Source organism: Kitasatospora sp. NPDC001261, assembly GCF_042896795.1.
In the GTDB taxonomy this organism is placed as follows: domain Bacteria; phylum Actinomycetota; class Actinomycetes; order Streptomycetales; family Streptomycetaceae; genus Kitasatospora.
In genome coordinates this window covers 119338-135594 of record NZ_JBIAXP010000025.1, presented here as the reverse complement: position 1 = coordinate 135594, position 16257 = coordinate 119338, and the positions used below count along the sequence as shown (strand labels likewise).

General features: G+C 73.4%; 13 protein-coding genes and 1 riboswitch. Of the genes, 8 read left to right on the top strand and 5 right to left on the bottom strand.

Annotated features, from left to right (window positions below; all coding sequences use genetic code 11):
• Positions 1-2: 2 nt before the first annotated feature.
• A complete protein-coding gene (locus tag ACFY4B_RS30275; RefSeq protein WP_387973283.1) occupies positions 3-1070 on the bottom strand; it encodes an alpha/beta fold hydrolase in 1068 nt (355 codons plus the stop codon).
• A gap of 232 nt (positions 1071-1302) precedes the next feature.
• On the opposite strand from ACFY4B_RS30275, the gene ACFY4B_RS30270 reads away from it, so the two are divergent.
• Positions 1303-2118 (top strand): alpha/beta hydrolase, encoded by an 816-nt coding sequence (locus ACFY4B_RS30270; protein WP_387973280.1) that lies wholly within the window; start codon positions 1303-1305, stop codon positions 2116-2118.
• A gap of 9 nt (positions 2119-2127) precedes the next feature.
• On the opposite strand, the gene ACFY4B_RS30265 is transcribed toward ACFY4B_RS30270, so the two are convergent.
• Positions 2128-4893 (bottom strand): ATP-binding protein, encoded by a 2766-nt coding sequence (locus ACFY4B_RS30265; protein ID WP_387973357.1) that lies wholly within the window; start codon positions 4891-4893, stop codon positions 2128-2130.
• Between the two features lie 617 nt (positions 4894-5510).
• Between ACFY4B_RS30265 and ACFY4B_RS30260 the strand changes: the two genes are divergently transcribed.
• The 3 genes from ACFY4B_RS30260 (at position 5511) to ACFY4B_RS30250 (ending at position 7581) form a co-directional block, all read left to right on the top strand.
• Positions 5511-6113 carry a DUF1349 domain-containing protein gene (locus ACFY4B_RS30260; protein ID WP_387973278.1) on the top strand — a complete coding sequence of 201 codons (603 nt, stop codon included), beginning with the start codon at positions 5511-5513 and terminating at the stop codon, positions 6111-6113.
• 192 nt (positions 6114-6305) lie between these two features.
• Positions 6306-6647, top strand: a complete 342-nt coding sequence (locus tag ACFY4B_RS30255; protein WP_387973275.1) for a thioredoxin family protein — start codon at positions 6306-6308, stop codon at positions 6645-6647.
• Between the two features lie 40 nt (positions 6648-6687).
• On the top strand, positions 6688-7581 hold the full coding sequence (locus ACFY4B_RS30250) for a class I SAM-dependent methyltransferase (RefSeq protein ID WP_387973272.1): 894 nt from the start codon (positions 6688-6690) through the stop codon (positions 7579-7581).
• Positions 7582-7703: 122 nt separating this feature from the next.
• On the opposite strand, the gene ACFY4B_RS30245 is transcribed toward ACFY4B_RS30250, so the two are convergent.
• Entirely contained in the window at positions 7704-8915 is a 1212-nt protein-coding gene (locus tag ACFY4B_RS30245; RefSeq protein ID WP_387973269.1) for an MFS transporter, read from the bottom strand.
• 384 nt (positions 8916-9299) lie between these two features.
• On the opposite strand from ACFY4B_RS30245, the gene ACFY4B_RS30240 reads away from it, so the two are divergent.
• Together ACFY4B_RS30240 and ACFY4B_RS30235 are read left to right on the top strand one after the other, a co-directional pair.
• Positions 9300-11036, top strand: a complete 1737-nt coding sequence (locus tag ACFY4B_RS30240) for an ABC transporter permease (RefSeq protein WP_387973266.1) — start codon at positions 9300-9302, stop codon at positions 11034-11036.
• Between the two features lie 84 nt (positions 11037-11120).
• Positions 11121-12446, top strand: coding sequence for a nitrate/sulfonate/bicarbonate ABC transporter ATP-binding protein (locus ACFY4B_RS30235; protein ID WP_049650703.1), 1326 nt, complete (start codon positions 11121-11123; stop codon positions 12444-12446).
• 19 nt (positions 12447-12465) lie between these two features.
• Here the strand turns inward: ACFY4B_RS30235 and ACFY4B_RS30230 are convergent, their stop codons facing one another.
• Positions 12466-12837 carry a VOC family protein gene (locus tag ACFY4B_RS30230; protein ID WP_387973263.1) on the bottom strand — a complete coding sequence of 124 codons (372 nt, stop codon included), beginning with the start codon at positions 12835-12837 and terminating at the stop codon, positions 12466-12468.
• A gap of 63 nt (positions 12838-12900) precedes the next feature.
• Positions 12901-13665: an MgtC/SapB family protein gene (locus ACFY4B_RS30225; protein WP_387973260.1), complete on the bottom strand. Its 765-nt coding sequence runs from the start codon at positions 13663-13665 to the stop codon at positions 12901-12903.
• A gap of 426 nt (positions 13666-14091) precedes the next feature.
• Positions 14092-14268, bottom strand: a riboswitch (M-box (ykoK) riboswitch).
• A 172-nt stretch (positions 14269-14440) separates the two neighbouring features.
• Between ACFY4B_RS30225 and ACFY4B_RS30220 the strand changes: the two genes are divergently transcribed.
• A complete protein-coding gene (locus ACFY4B_RS30220; RefSeq protein ID WP_375875149.1) occupies positions 14441-14803 on the top strand; it encodes an alkylmercury lyase in 363 nt (120 codons plus the stop codon).
• 182 nt (positions 14804-14985) lie between these two features.
• Positions 14986-16245 carry an APC family permease gene (locus ACFY4B_RS30215; protein WP_387973257.1) on the top strand — a complete coding sequence of 420 codons (1260 nt, stop codon included), beginning with the start codon at positions 14986-14988 and terminating at the stop codon, positions 16243-16245.
• The last annotated feature ends 12 nt before the right edge of the window (positions 16246-16257 follow it).

Sequence of the window (16257 nt, the reverse complement as noted above, 5' to 3'; positions counted from 1 at the left end):
GGTCACAGATGGTCGGCGTCCACCACGGCCTGGGCGAACGCCGTCGGCGCCTCCTGCGGCGCGTTGTGGCCGATGCCGGTGAGGACGCGGTGCTCGTAGGGGCCGGTGAAGAACTTCCGGTACCCACTGCCGTCGGTGGTGGGCAGGAACGGGTCGAGGGCGGGGTCCACGGCGATGGCCGGCACCGTGACGGGCGGTCGGGCCGCGAGTAGCCGCTCGTAGTGCTCGTAGCGGCGCTCGCCGTCGGCCAGGCCCAGACGCCAGCGGTAGTTGTGGATCACGATGGCGGCGTAGTCGGGATTCTCGAACGCCGCCGCGGTGCGTTCGAAGGTGGCGTCGTCGAACCTCCAGGTGGGGGAGGTCTCCTCCCACACCAGTCGGCACAGGTCGTGCCGGTTCTGCCTGGTCTCCATGGCGACGCGGCCGCGGTCGGTGGCGAAGTAGTACTGGTACCACCAGGTGCGCTCGGCCTTCGGCGGCAGCGGGTTCTTCTGCGAGGGGAGGTTGACGATCAGGTAACCGCTCACCGCCACCAGGGCCTTGACCCGCTCCGGCCACAGCGCCGCGACGGTGCCGGCGGCCCGCGAGCCCCAGTCGAAGCCGGCCAGCACCGCCTCGGGGATCCTCAGGGCGTCCATCAGGGCGATGACGTCGAGGGCGATCGCGGACTGCTGCCCGGTACGGACGGTCGTCGGGGACAGGAAGGTGGTGGTGCCGTGGCCCCGCAGGTACGGCACGATCACCCGGTAGCCGGCGTCCGCCAGCAGCGGCGCCACGTCGACATAGCTGTGGATGTCGTAGGGCCAGCCGTGCAGGCAGATGACCACGGGCCCGTGCTTCGGCCCGGCCTCGGCGTAGCCGATGTCGAGCACGCCGGCCTGGACCCGCTTCAGGTCGGTGAACGTGGTGTGGGAGCCCGCGGTGACGGCCGGGATGACCGGGGCCGGGCGGCCGGGCCGGTCGGAACCGGCCGCGAAGGCGGCAGGCGCGTTCGAGACCGCGCCGATCGACACGGCCGTGGCGCCCACGCCGAGACCGACCGCTTTGGTGAAGGCACGCCTGTCGATCATGTCTGATCCTTCCTGGAGACCCGCTGGTGCCTCCACTGTTCTCCGGCCGCCGGCCGGACGCATCGGTCACATGACGTCGAGACGCGGGAAGACGCCCGCGGACCCGCGAAGGGTCTGCCGGGCCGCCGGATTCAGTCATTCGACTGTGTCCGCCGGCCTGCCGCTCGGTGATCCTCGATGGAGCGCCGTGATGCCGGCGGATCGTCGTGCGTGCAATTCGGAAGGTCTGGCCGTGAAACAAACCCCCGTCGTCCTCATCCACGGTGCGTGGTTCCACATGTCCTCCTGGGAGGGCTGGGCCGAGCGGTTCACCGCGTACGGTTACGCGGTGTGCGTCCCGGGCTGGCCCGGCGAAGCCCACACCGCCGACCAGGCCCGCCGCGATCCCGGCCCGCCGCGCGACCTCGGGCTCGCCGCGCTCGCGGCCCACTACGAGCAGGTCGTGCGCGGCTTCGACGACCCGCCGGTCCTCATCGGGCACTCGACCGGCGGCCTCATCGCCCAGCACCTCCTCGGGGCCGACCTCGGCCGCGCCGCCGTCGCCCTCGCGCCGCTGCCGGCCGGCGGTGTGCCGCCGGCCGACGGCCGGTCCCGGCCATGGCCGCTGATGTCGGCCGGCCCGACCCGGCACCCGGGCTTCGGGCAGCTGCCGCGCGCCCGGTTCCGACACCTCGTCGTCAACACGGTCGGAGAGGGGGAGGCCGAGCGGCTCTTCGACCGGTACGCCGTCCCGGCCCCGCTCCGGCTGCTCGCGGACCTCGGACTCGACGGCACCGCCACCGGGCCGGCCGGCACCGTCGTGGACACGGCCAATACGGCGCGCGGACCGCTGCTGCTGGTCTCCGGCCAGGAGGACCGGATGGTCCCGGACGCCGTGACCCGCTCGGTCTACAAGCTCTACGGCGACTCCTCCGCCGTGACGAACCTGAAGCAGTTCGCCGATCGGGGGCACTCCCTGGTGTTCGACAGCGGCTGGCGTTCGGTCGCCGACCACGTCCTCGGCTGGCTGGCCGCCAACGGCGTCGAGGCCGTGGCCCCACAGGGGTGAGCGCGGGCATCAGACCTGCGCCGCGTCGGTCCGGCTCAACGCGTCGCGCAGTGCCGCCCGGGCCGTGATGCCCAGCTTGGGGAAGACGCGGTACAGGTGCGAGCTGACGGTACGCGGCGACAGGTGCATCCGCGCGCCGATCTCCTTGTTCGTCAGGCCGCCGGCGGCCAGGTCGGCGATGCGGCGTTCCTGCCAGGTCAGCGGGGCCACGGTCAGCGTCGGGACGCGGGGCGGGGCCCCGGTGGCGCGCAGTTCGGCCCGGGCCCGTTCGGTCCAGCCGGCCGCGCCCAGCCGCTCGAACACCTCGGCCGCCGGGACCAGGTACTGCCGCGCCGGGGCCGGGCCCTGGACGTGGCGCACCCGGATGCCGTGCGCCAGCCGGATCCGGGCCAGCTCGAACGGGAAGCGGGTGGCCTCCGGCTGGGATTCGGCCCGCGTGAACATCTCGGCGGCCTCCCGCTCGTCCTCGGCGGTCATCGCCAGTGCGCCGTAGGTGATCAGCCCCAGGCGGGGCGACACCTCCGGCAGACCGGCGTCGCGGGCGGCGAGGGCGTGCGCCCGGGCCTGGTCGACGCGTCCGGTGTGCCGGGCGGCCTCGACGAGATCGAGCAGGGTGCGCGAGGCCTGGTAGGCGTAGGGCCGGAACTTGCCCGGCTGGGTGATGCCGATGGCGTAGAGGTACGCGGTCTCGTAGTCGCCGGAGCTCAGCGCGGCGGTCGCGCCGGCGGCGTCGGCGACCTGGGTCAGGAATCCCAGTCCGCGCGGGCGGGCCCAGGCGTCCACCTCGGCCTGCAGGTCCCGGGCCCGCCCGACCTGTCCGCGCAGCGCCGCGAGCTGGGCCAGGTACGCGCGGCTCTGGGCGGCGAACAGCTGGTGGCCGTGCTCGGTCGCCAGGTCCAGGCCGCGTTGTCCGGTGTCCTCGGCCTCGGCCCATTCTCCGACCGTCAACTGGTCGAGCATGATCTGGTGCAGCATGACCATGCCGGTTGCCACGGCCCCGGTCTCCAGCTCGCGGTCGACGACACGCTGCAGGTGGGGGCGGTAGTGGCTCAGGAGGTCGAGGTGGTACGCGGCCGCGCCGAACTGCGTGACGTCCCAGGGTTCCAGATCCGGCAGGGTCGCGGCGGCCTGTCGCACCGGCCCGGCGAAGCCGGCTCCGTGCCTGGTCACGTCGCTCCAGGTGCCGCTGTAGAGACGCGAGCGCCGGGTGAGGAGGCTGCCCAGGGAGGCGAGGAGTTCGTGCGTGCTCTCCCAGGCCGCGCGGTCCCCGCTGTACTGACTGATCGTCAGGAGCAGGACCACCAGCCGGGTGAGGACCTCGTCAGGTTCGGCTTCGCCGACGGTCGACGCGACGGCCGACCCGCCGTCCCGGAGCTTCTCGATCGCGGCCGAGACCTGGCGGTGCGTGGAGCGGACGTCCCCGTCCTGGTGGAGCGCCCGGTAGGCGGCCGCCAGCACCGAGGCCGGCGACCCCGTCGAGCCGGGCGTGAGGTCTGCCTGGACCAGCCGGTGCGCCTGGCCGAGGCGGGCGGCGTGAGCGGCGACGAAGGCCGCGTCGGCCAGGCGCCGGGACCGGCCGGTGTGGGTCTCGCTGAGCTCGGCGGCCCGGGTCAGCCAGGCCACGGCCGCCAGCGCGCCGCCGCGCCGGGTCGCCGACTCGGCCGCCGCCTCCAGGATGTCGGCGACGTCCTCGTCCGGATCGACCGTTGCCGCCGCCAGGTGCGTCGCCCGGCGTTCGAGGTTCTCCCGGTGAACCTGTGCCAGCGCCAGGTGGGCGGCGCGGCGCTGGTTGGGAGTGGCCATCCGCACGACGGCGGACCGTACGAGCGGGTGCCGGAAGACGAGATCACCGGTGACCACCTCGATGTCCAGCAGCCCCGCGGCCACCGCCGTGTCGGCGTCACGCATGCCGTAACGGGTGCCGGGGACGGTGTCGGTGCCGCTCGGGGCCCCGGCGCCGTCGAGCGCGCCCATCAGCAGCTCGGTCCGCACCCGCTCGTCGAGGGCGGCGATGCGGGTGCCGAACAGCCGTTGCAGCCGTCGGGGCAACGGCACGCCGTGCTGACCGACCAGGTCTTCGACCGGGAGATCGCTCGACCGGCCGGCGAAGTGGGCGGGCAGCTCCAGCAGGGCCAGCGGGTTGCCCCGGGCCCGCTCCAGGACGATCCGACGGACCTGTCGGCTCAGCTCCGGGTACCGGTGGTCCAGCAGGCGGGCCGCGTCCTCGTCGGTGAGGGCGGTGACCGGTAGTTCGGGCAGTGCGGCGGTGTCGAAGCGGGACGTGATGTCGCTGCAGACCGCGACCAGCATCTTCGCCGGGCCGCCGGCCAGGCGTCGGCCCACGAAGCCGCAGACGTCGGCGCTGGAGTCGTCCAGCCACTGCGCGTCGTCGAGGACCAGCAGCAGCGGCCGCTGCGCGGCGGAGAGCGACAGCAGGCTGAGCACGGCGATGCCGAGCGCCATGACCGACGGCGGATCGCCCCGCACTCCGCTGAACACGGCGTCGAACACCGCCCGGGTCCCGTCGTCCAGCCGCGCGACGTCGGTGAGCAGCGGATGGAGGACCTGGTGCAGCCCGGCATAGGGCAGCTCGGACTCCGCCTCGACACCGGCGGCCCGGATGACGACCTGGCTCTCCCGCTCCGCCAGCGCGGCGGCGTGGCTCAACAGCGAACTCTTGCCGACCCCCGTCTCCCCCCGCAGGACCAGCGCCTGGCCCGTCGCGGCCGTCACGAACGCCGCGAGCTCCGCCTGCTCGTCCTCGCGGCCCACCATCGCCGTGGTGACGCCCCATCGCTGGAACCCGGTCATGTCCCCTTGCCCCTTCCTGATTTCGTTCTCACCGCGCGGCAGCTCCCGCAGCGCCGGCGGGTTGACGCGTGCTTCGACGACGATCGCGTCCCGCACGCGGGGGTGCACCGGACCGGGCGGCATCGAGTCGAGCAACGTCCGGGCGTCGTCGTCGCGGAGCCCGTCCACCCGTGGTTCCGGTAGGCCGGCAAGGCGTCCGGCGCTGGTCGGCGTGCGGGCCCCAGGGCGGTCGTGCCGACGCCGGAAGCCCCTGCCAACAGGCCCCACCCCCGTCAGCTCCTTCGCGGCCGTGGAAGCCGTGCGGCGTCCACCGACCACGATCCCGGCACCACGGGCCCGTCGAGCCAGTGTCGAACCCTGGCCAGTACCCTGGCCGGGGGCGGCCGGTGTCCGGCACGGGCGCGGTGGGGCCGGCATCCTCCTGGCCCCCGGGGGCCTGCCGACGGGACGCCACGCCGACGCCCTCCACCACCCGTAGACGCCCGCCGCGCGACGGGTTCCCCTCGCGTCGACGGGCGCGGAGGAGTCCGGTGCGGACGAACACCGACCGAGCGCCCCACCCGCACAACGGAAGCAGAGACATGAGCGATCAGCACACCATCGGCTGGGACGACGCGACCTGGCTCAATCCTCCGCTGGACGCCGTCCACGACGGCTCCGGGCTTCTGGTCACCACCCGGGACCGCAGCGACTTCTGGCGCACCACCAGTTACGGCTTCGTCCGGGACGACGGGCACGCGCTGCTGACCCCCTTGCCGGACGCCAGCGCCGTCGAAGTGACCTTCGTCGCCGACTTCGACGCCCTCTACGACCAGGCCGGACTCATGGTCCGGGTGGACGAGCGGACGTGGATCAAGGCCGGCGTGGAGATGACGGACGGCGTCCCGCACCTGGGCGCCGTCGTCACCCGCGGGCAGTCCGACTGGTCCCTGGCCCCCGTGCCCGACTGGAGCGGGCGCCGCATCACCGTCCGGGCCAGCCGCGTCGGCGATGCCCTGACCATCCGGGCCCGTCGCGACGACGACCCGTGGCGCATGGTCCGGCTCGCCCCGCTGGCACCGGAGGCGGTGGCATCAGCCGGCCCGTTCTGCTGCTCCCCGCAGCGCGAGGGCCTGCAGGTACGGTTCACCGGCTTCCGTCAGGGGCCCGCCGACGCGTCGCTCCACGACCCGGCCGCATCGTAGACCGAGCGTGCCCCGGCCCCCGCACCTTCCCTGAACCAGGAACCATATTTGCGAAAACGGCAAGTCTGTTTGCCGCCTCCGCGATTGCGGGCGCACCCTCGGAGCTGAGGTTCGAGCGCCGCCCCGGTCCCGGTCCGGTCCCGCCGGGAGCGGCGCTCGTGCGCGAACGCACCGGAAGAGGAGAGCCCCGCCATGGCCGCAAAGTCCACCCGCTTCGTGGAGATTGTCACCGAACAGACCTTCCCCGCCCGCGTGTTGAAGGCGGAGCACCCCGTCCTGGTCCAGTTCTGGGCCGCGTGGTGCGGGCCGTGCATCAGGGTCACTCCCATCGTCGAGGCGTTGGCCGCCGAGCACGCGGGCGTCCTGGACGTCGTCAAGATCAACGTCGATGAGGAGCCCGGACTGGCGGAGCGGCACGGGGTCACGTCGATCCCCGCCTTCGTGGTCTACACCGACGGCGCCGTCGCCATGGCGTGGACGGGTGCCGCGCCGAAGCCGGTCCTGGAGCGCCAACTCGCTCCCTTCCTCCGCTGAGCGTGGACCCGGACCGACCCACGAAGGAAGGCATGGACTCATGAACCCGCAGCACGACCAGGACCTCGGGTGGGACGCCTCCGGCGCGCTCCGGGAACGCGAAGCCGGCGTGCACGCCCCCGCTCTCCTACGGGCCGTGGAGTGGTTGCGGGGTCTGCTGCGGATCGGCGGCGGCGGACACGCCCCCGTCCACCGGGTGCTGGACGTCGGCAGCGGGCCTGGCGTGGTGACCTGCCTGTTGGCGCAGACCTTCCCGGACGCCGAGGTCGTAGCCGTCGACCGGTCGCCCGGCCTCCTGGAGCAGGTCCGTTCGCGTGCGGCGGCTCAGGGGGTGGCGGACCGCGTCGTCACTCAACTGACGGACGTCAGCGGCGAGTTCGACGCGCTGGGTGCCGCCGACCTGATCTGGAGCCGTCACGGCGTCCAGCAGGTGGGTGACCAGCAGGCGGCACTGCGCTCCCTGGTCGCCTGCCTGCGGCCGGGCGGACTCCTCGCCGTCGCCGAGAGCGGGCTTCCCCCGCGTTTCCTGCCCCGCGACATCGGCACGGGGCGTCCGGGCTTGCAGGCCCGCCTGGACGCGGCCGCCGAGGACGCCTTCGGCGCGATGCGCGACCAACTGCCGGGCGCGGCCGCGACAGTGGAGGACTGGCCGGCCATGCTCGCCCGTGCCGGGCTCGTCCCCAGTGGGACGCGCAGCTTCTTCACCGATCTCACGTCCCCCCTCGGGATGTCGGCGCGGGAGTACCTGCACCTGCGTCTGACCCGGCTGCGCGACCGGATCGGTGACCGGCTGGATCCGGAGGACCGTGCAACGTTGGAGCAGCTCCTGGACAGCGACACGTCCGCGGGCATCCTCGGACGTCCCGACGCCTTCTACCTCACGGCCGACACCGTCCACACCGCCCGGCTGTGCCACGGCGGCGTTCGGCACTGAAACGCTCCTCACCGTGACGAGGCCGCAGCCCAGCAGCTGCGGCCTCGTCGCTCGTCGTGGCCGGTCCGGGCCCGGGTCCGGGTCCGGGCCCGGTGTCGGCGTCGGTGACGCCAACGGGATCGTCAGCCGTTCTGGCAGCGATCGGGAGCCGGGGCCGCGGGCCGCTCCATCTCGCGCAGTCGTGCGAACGGCGCGGCCGTGGCGAGAGCGAGAGCGATCGCTCCCATGAGCAGGAGGGCGAGCCAGCCGCCGGACTCGTCGATGACGACTCCGGCCGCGGCGGACGCCAGCGAGGCGCCGAGGTTCACGGAGGTGTTGATCCAGGTCGACGCCTCCGTCCGGCCGGACTCCGGGACGACGGTGTCGGCGATGAGGTACCCGGTGATGAGGGAGGGGGCGAGGAAGAGGCCGACGAGGGCGAGGCCCGCGGCGAAGAGACCGAGCGGGTGCAGCTGGGACACGAGCACCGCGGCGAGCCCCATGCCGGTGCACAGGGTGAACAGCCTCGTGCCGATTCCCGACGTGAGCTTCAGCTGCCCGTAGAGGAACCCGCCGAGGGCGCTTCCGCCGGCGAAGGCCGCCAGGAGCCAGCCCGAGGCCGCGACGGCGTCACGCTGCGTGGCGACGGCCGGCGCCGCGATCTCCGCGACGCCGAGCACGCCGCCGACGCCCACGAGGACGGTCAACACCCGTGCGAATCCCGGCTGCTGGAGCGGGCGGTCACCCCGCGCGACACCCCCTCCGGTTCCGCGCAGCGCCCCCGACGACGCGCTGGACGTCATCGCCGCGGTGCCGAGGAAGACCGTGGCGGCGGTCACCCAGAGTCCGGTGGCGGGAGACGTGGCCACGATGACCGCGGTGATGACGACGGGACCGCCGACGAAGAGGAGTTCCTCGCACACCGCGTCGATGCTGAACGCCTTCGTCCGCTGGTCACCGGCGGTCGTGAGCGACGCCCAGATCATTCGCATCGCGGCCCCCAGGGGCGGCGCGGTCAGGCCGACCACCGCGCCGAGGACGAGGAACCAGGCATCCGCGACGCCCTCGGCTCCCGCGATGAGCGCGAGGGCGACGAACCCGGAGGCCTGGCCTGCCGCCATGGCGGTGAGTGCGATCCGCTGCCCGAGCCGGTCGACGGCCCGGGCGCGCCAGGGGGCGGCGACGACGTTGGCGATCCCGAACGTCGCTGTGGCGAAGCCGGCCTGGGAGTACGAACCCGTACTGGCCTGGACGGCGAGGAGGAGGGCCAGGCCGCCCATCGCCAGGGCGGACCGGGCGACCAGGGCGGGGAGGAAGGCGCGAAGCGCGCCGGGAAGGAGAAGTACTGCGAGCATGAGGAGGCTCCAATGATGCGCGGCCGGGGTCGTGTGCGCGGCCGCCGACGTCTGACGGTGATCGAAGTCCGGAGGGCATGGGGAACCGCACCCTCGACGGATCAGAACCTGGGCGGGAGGGACCCAGGACCGTCAGATGAACATCACGATGAACACCCGCGGAGCCTAACAGGCGGGTCGCGGAGACCGGCCGGAATTATCGCCCCGCCGGTGCCGCCCAGGTCCTCGACGTCGGCCTCGCGGCCTGAGACACCACAGGGCCCGGGGCATTGGTCCGTGCCGGTGAGCGGTCCCGTCGCGTGCCCGGGGATGGGCGGTCCGGCGGGCCGGGCGTGGTTCAGTGGCGCGGACGGCGGTGACCAGGGGCTTCGGAGGGTGGTGCGGATGTCGGGCGAGGGCGGGTTCCCTTCCCGCGGCGTGTGGCGGCGCCCGGCACTGCGCTGGGTGGACGTGCTGGTGACGGCGGCGCTGGTGGGGCTGCTGTACGGCCTGCTGCGGCTGGCTCCGTCGCTGGACGCGCCGTTCCTGCCGGAGCAGGCGCCGTCCACGGTGTCGACCGATCCGTCGGACCTGCCGTACTACGCGGTGCGGTCCCTGCTGCGGATGTTCGTGGGGCTCGTCGTCTCCGTGCTGTTCACCTTCGTCTACGCCACGGCCGCGGCCCGGATGCGGCGGGCGGAGAAGGTGCTGCTGCCGGTGCTGGACGTCCTCCAGTCGGTGCCCGTGCTGGGGTTCCTGTCGGTGACTGTGACCGCGTTCATCAACCTCTTCCCCGGTTCCACGCTGGGGCTGGAGTGCGCGTCGATCTTCGCGATCTTCACGTCGATGGCGTGGAACATGACGTTCGCCTTCTACGCCTCGCTGACCAGCCAGCCCGGGGAACTGGACGAGGCGTCCCGGGTGATGCGGCTGACCAAGTGGCAGCGGTTCTGGCAGCTGGACGTGCCGGGCGGAATGATCCCGCTGGTGTGGAACGGGATGATGAGCTTCGGCGGGGCGTGGTTCTTCCTCGCCGCGTCCGAGTCGATCAGGGTCCTGGGGCACCAGTACGCCCTGCCGGGCATCGGGTCCTACGCCGCCGCCGCGATCCAGGAGGGGGACCTGGGGAAGGTGGGCATCGCGATCGCGGTGATGGTCGTGATGGTGGTCGGGGTGAACGTGCTGTTCTGGCGGCCGGTGGTGGCCTGGTCGGAGCGCTTCCGGGTGGAGGAGTCGGAGGCCGCCGAGCGGCCCCGCAGCGCCGTGCTGGACCTCCTGCGCCGCTCCAGCGTGCCGGAGCTGCTCGGACGGCCGCTGCGGCCGGTCGGCACGGCGCTCGACCGCGGCACCCGGGCCTTCGGCCTGGCCGAGCACCCGCTGGCCCCTCCGGCGGCGCGCGAGCGGACCGGGGACGTGTTCTTCGCGGGCGCGGTGACGGCCGTGGTGCTGCTCGGCACCTGGCGGGCCCTGGACTACGTCGACGCCACGGTCGGGCTGGGCGAGTTCGTCCACGCCCTGTGGCTGGGCGCGGTCACCTTCGGCCGGGTCGTGGTCCTGCTCGTCGCGGCGACCGTGGTGTGGGTGCCGATCGGTGTGTGGATCGGCATGAACCCCAAGGTCACCCGCTTCGCCCAGCCGGTGGTGCAGGTGCTGGCGAGCTTCCCCGCGAACTTCCTCTTCCCCTTCGCCACGGTGCTCTTCGTGGCGGTGGGCATCTCGCTGAACGTCGGCGCGGTGCTGCTGATGGCCCTGGGCGCGCAGTGGTACATCCTGTTCAACGTCATCGCCGGCGCCTACGCGATCCCCTCCGACCTGCGCGAGGCGATGACCGGCTTCGGGGTGAGCGGGACGCTGCGCTGGCGCGCTTTCATCCTGCCGGCGGTCTTCCCGTACTACGTCACCGGCGGGATCACCGCGGCGGGCGGCGCGTGGAACGCCTCGATCGTCGCCGAGGTCGTCGACTACGGATCCCACCACCTGACCGCGACCGGGCTCGGCGCCTACATCACCGCCGCCACCGCCACCGGCGACTTCCCGAGGATCCTGGTCGGGATCAGCGTCATGAGCATCTACGTCGTCGCCCTCAACCGCCTGCTGTGGCGCAGGCTCTACCGGATCGCCGACACCCGCTACGCACTCTGACCGAGGGACCGAGAGACCGAGGGACGGCGAGACAGCGGGACGGCGAGACAGAGGGACCGAGAGGCCGAGGACCGAGGGAGCGCGATGACCACCAGCACCGTCCACACCCCGATCGTCGAGGCGGTCGGCGTGACCAAGACCTTCACCACCCCCGACGGGCGGGCCCTGCCGGTGCTGGAGGACATCGGCCTGCGCCTGGTCGAGGGCGAGATCGTCGCCCTGCTCGGCAAGTCCGGCTCCGGCAAGTCCACCCTGCTGCGCTGCCTGGCCGGCCTGATCGCCCCGTCGTCCGGCACCGTCTCCTACCGGGGCGATCCGCTCACCGCCGCCAACCCCGGGGTGGCGATGGTCTTCCAGTCGTTCGCGCTGCTGCCGTGGCTGACGGTCCAGCAGAACGTCGAACTCAGCCTGCGGGCCCGCGGGGTGGGGGAGGAGGAGCGGCGCCGACGGGCGCTGGACGCGATCGACCTGATCGGTCTGGACGGCTTCGAGGGCGCCTACCCCAAGGAGCTGTCCGGAGGCATGCGGCAGCGGGTCGGGTTCGCCCGGGCCCTGGTGGTCGAGCCGGACGCGCTGTTCATGGACGAACCGTTCTCCGCGCTGGACGTGCTGACCGCCGAGAACCTGCGCTCCGAGCTGGTGGGCCTATGGGAAGGGCACGAGGCGCCGGTCAAGGCGATCCTGATCGTCACCCACAACATCGAGGAGGCGGTGCTGCTCGCCGACCGGATCCTGGTGCTCTCCTCCAACCCCGGGCGGATCCGCGCCGAACTCACGGTGGACCTGACCCGGCCCCGCGACCGCCGCACCCCGCAGTTCGAGGCGCTGGTCGACACGGTCTACGGCATCCTCACCGGGCGGGAGGAGGGCGCGGCCGCCGGCGCCGGACCGGCCGCCCGTCCGGTCGAGACCCCGATCACCGTCCCGCTGCCGCAGGCGAGCGTGGGCGGCCTCGCCGGCCTGCTGGAGATCCTGCTCGCGATGGGCGGGGAGGAGAGCCTCGCGGAGATCGCCGACGAGCTCAACTTCGAGGTGGACGACCTCCTGCCGATCGTGGACGCCGCCGTCCTGCTGGGCCTGGCCACCACCATGGCCGGCCGGATCGCGGTCACCGGCGTCGGCCGGGAGTTCGCGGCCGCCGACATCCTCGCCAGCAAGCAGCTCTTCGCCCGGCTGGCCGCCCGCCGTGCCCCGCTGGTGCGCGCCATCGTCCAGTCCCTGGCGGCCACCGAGGACCACACCCTGCGCGAGGGCCTCTTCCTCGACCTGCTGCGGCGCGGCTTCGACCCGGTCGGCGCGCGCCGGCAGCTGGAGACCGCCATCGACTGGGGTCGGTACGCGGAGCTGTACGACTACGACGCCGACGACGCCGAGTTCGAGCTCGAACCCGGGGCGGAAGCCGCGCTGTGACGCGCCCGGCCCCGTCCGGTCAGGGGGCCGCGGCTTCGACGAACTCCAGGAGGTTGCCCACGGGGTCGGTGGTGTAGAAGCGGCGCTGGGGCGGCAGGCTGTCGTCCCAGACCACCTGCGCGCCGAGTTCGGCGAGCCGGTGGGCGAAGTCGTCGATCTCGCAGACCGCGAGGCCGGGGTGGGCCTTGGTACTGGGGCGGAAGCGCTCCTCGACGCCGAGGTAGAGCCGGACCCGGCCGCCGTCGGCGGCGAACCAGCAGCCGCCGCGGCCGGTCAGCGGCCCGGGCTTGGGGAGCTCCGCCATCTGGAGGACGTCGCCGTAGAAGGCGCGCAGCACTGCCTCGCTGCCGGGTGGTGCGGAGAGCTGGACGTGGTCGAGGGCCGTGATCACTGCGGTGTCCTCTCGGTCGGGGTGGTCGGGTGGTTTCGACGGGCGGCTGGGAGTGGGCCGCTTTCAGGCGAGTGCCGGCTCCGCCGCTGTCGGATGCCCGGCTGTCGACTGCTCGGCGGCGTCGCGGCCGTCGTCGAGATGCCAGTGCAGGTCGCGTACGCCGGGCTCCAACGACAGGCGGGTGACGACCTGTTCGAGCGCCGGGGCGATCTGTCGGGCGATCGCGACGGTGGCCCGCAGGCTGGTGGCGTCGCCGTTGTCGGTGCGGCGGGCGCGCAGGCCGGTCGGGGCGAGTCCGGAGGCGGCGAGGGCCTGGAGCAGCAGGGCCCGGATGTGGGTCTCGGACTTGCGGTCGCATTCCAGGTGGACGGTGGCGCGGGTGGTGGAGTCGGGGTCGCTGCCGGCCTGCGGGGCCCGGTCGAGGAGTCGGCCGGCGGGGCGCAGGACCAGGTGGACGACGAGGACGGCGAGTGTGCCGAGGACGGCGAACCGCAGTTTGCCGGAGGCGGCGAGGACTCCGACGGCGGCCGAACACCAGAGTGTGGCGGCGGTGTTGAGGCCGCGTACGCCGGCGCCGTCGCGCAGGATGACGCCGCCGCCGAGGAAGCCGATGCCGGAGACGACGTAGGAGGCGACCCGGGTGGGGCTGGCGGCGTCGCCGACGGCCTCGCTGTAGAGCACGAACAGGGTGGCGCCGGCGGCGACCAGGGCGTTGGTGCGCAGGCCGGCCATCCGGGCCCGCCACTGGCGTTCGACGCCGATCAGCGCGCCGCAGGCGACGCCGGTGGCGAGCCGTACCAGGAAGTCGCCGGTGGTCAGGGTGTGCACGACGGCACCTCCTTCACGGGAGGAGGGGGACGGACGGTGGCACGCGGTCGGTGCCCCCGGCGCGGTGGGTCAGCTGCCCGGGGCGGTCCGGATGATCGTGATGACGACCAGGACCGTCTCGATCGGGGGGTAGGTGCGCGGGGCACCCGTGCCGATATCGCAACCGGTGGAGACCGCGCTGCGCGCTGCGAGGACGCGACGCCGCAGGGCACGGCGAAGCCGTCGGGCGGGCGTGACGCAGCGGCGCGTGTGCGCGCGGGGAAGGTGGCTACCGCGTGCCGGAGGTGTACGAGGGCAGGCGCGGGAAGGGGCGACTGTGGCCCGGACTACTGCAATCCATGTCTCTCGCCTCCTCCCGGTCGACGCACCCCGTGGTGCGTGTGATCGACACGGCAAGGAGTTCGCCGGCGCGCGGAAACAGCGGCCGACTCACCCCAACTCGTCAGAGCTTTGGCACTCCACGGCGTGTCCGGCCGCATAGGCCGGAAGCCACTTCGGATCAACCCTTAGGTCGGGAGGATCTGTCCTAACCCTGGGCGTCTCTCGACGTCGTCGGATCAGTGGCCTGTGTCCGTGAAGAAGCCTCACCGAACGAGGTGCCTTCTTCAAACCTCGAGAAGCATAGTCCTCCGCCCCGGGCATACTTGCGCATTTGGTAGAATCTTTACCTTTCGGCTCATGCGGAGAGTGGGGGCACGTGACGGCCGCCTGACCCCTCACCTCGCCAATCCCGGGCACCCACCGCGCCGGGCGGTGATCCGGTCTAGCGTGAACGGTGCTGACGACGAGGACGAAGGAGGTGGCGGCCGTGCGGCTGGAGATGCTGACGGTTCCGCGGTGCCCGAACGAGTCGGTGCTGGCGGAGCGGCTCGCCGTGGTGCTGGCCGACCTGCCGGGCGTCGGGCTGGTGCGGCACGTGGTCGAGGACCAGGAGGACGCCGAACGCCTGGGCATGCACGGCTCGCCCACCCTGCTGGTCGACGGGAACGACCCGTTCGCCGCCCCCGGAACACCGCCGAGCGTGTCCTGCCGGCTCTACCGGAGCGCGGACGGCCGGGTGGACGGGGCGCCGAGTGTCGAGGAGCTGCGACGGGTGCTCGGTGTCCCGGCCCGGTCCGCCACCCGCGAGGTCGGATGACGTGCTCCGCGGGGACCGACCCGCGGGCTCGTGCCGACTCACGGTGAGGCGTCCTGGCTCGCGGGCGGTGGCCAGGCCCTCGCCTCGGTCCGGTCCGCGAGGCCGGCTCGACACCTTGCTCCTATAACGTGCGCCGGAACCGAAGTCCGGAACGGCCGTGGGCCGTGGTCGAGGAGCGAGCGATGGGGACACCGGCAGCGGCTCGGGCCGGGGAGCTGGGGCGCCACCTGGGCGTGTTCGACGCCGTGGTGATCGGGCTCGGGTCGATGATCGGCGCGGGGATCTTCGCCGCGCTCGCGCCGGCCGCCGGCGCGGCCGGGTCCGGTCTGCTGCCGGGCCTCGCGCTGGCCGCGGTGGTGGCGTACTGCAATGCCACCTCCTCGGCCCGGCTGGCCGCCCGCTACCCGGAGTCCGGCGGCACCTACGTCTACGGCCGTGAGCGGCTCGGCGAGTTCTGGGGCTACCTGGCGGGCTGGGGCTTCGTGGTCGGCAAGACCGCCTCCTGCGCGGCGATGGCCCTCACGGTGGGCTCCTACGTGTGGCCCGGACAGGCGCACGCGGTCGCGGTCGCCGCAGTGGTGGTGCTCACCGCGGTGAACTACGTCGGCGTGCGGAAGTCCGCGTGGCTGACCCGGGGGATCGTCGCCGCCGTCCTGGCGGTGCTCGCCGCCGTGGTCACCGCCTGCCTGACCGGCCCCGCCGCCGAGGGCGCGCGGCTCGCCGTCGGTGCGGACGCGACCTTCGGCGGGGTGCTCCGGGCCGCTGGCCTGCTGTTCTTCGCGTTCGCCGGCTACGCGCGCATCGCCACCCTCGGCGAGGAGGTCCGCGACCCGAAGCGGACCATCCCCCGGGCGATCCCCACCGCGCTCGCCATCACGCTCGTCGTCTACGCCGCCGTCGCCGTGGCCGTGCTCGCCGTGCTCGGGCCCGACCGGCTCGCCCACACCGCCGCACCGCTCACCGAGGCCGTGCGTGCCGCCGGCGTCCCCGCGCTCGCCCCGGTCGTGCGCACCGGGGCGGCGGTCGCGGCGCTCGGCTCGCTGCTCGCGCTGATCCTCGGGGTCTCGCGCACCACCCTGGCGATGGCCCGCGACCGGCACCTGCCCCACGTCCTGGCCGCCGTCCACCCGCGCTTCCGGGTGCCGCACCGCGCCGAGCTCGCGGTCGGCGCGGTGGTCGCGGTCCTGGCCGCCACCACGGACGTCCGCGGCGCGATCGGCTTCTCCTCCTTCGGTGTGCTGGCCTACTACGCCATCGCGAACGCGTCCGCCTGGACCCTCACCCCCGTGAAGGGCCCCGTGCGGATCGTGCCCGCCGTCGGCGCCGTCGGCTGCGTGCTCCTGGCCTTCGCCCTGCCGGCCTCCTCGGTTCTGTGGGGCGCCGCGGTGATCGCGGCCGGTGCCGCCGCCTACCGCCTGCGCAGGGCCGCCGCCAGCGCCTGACGGACGGGAGCA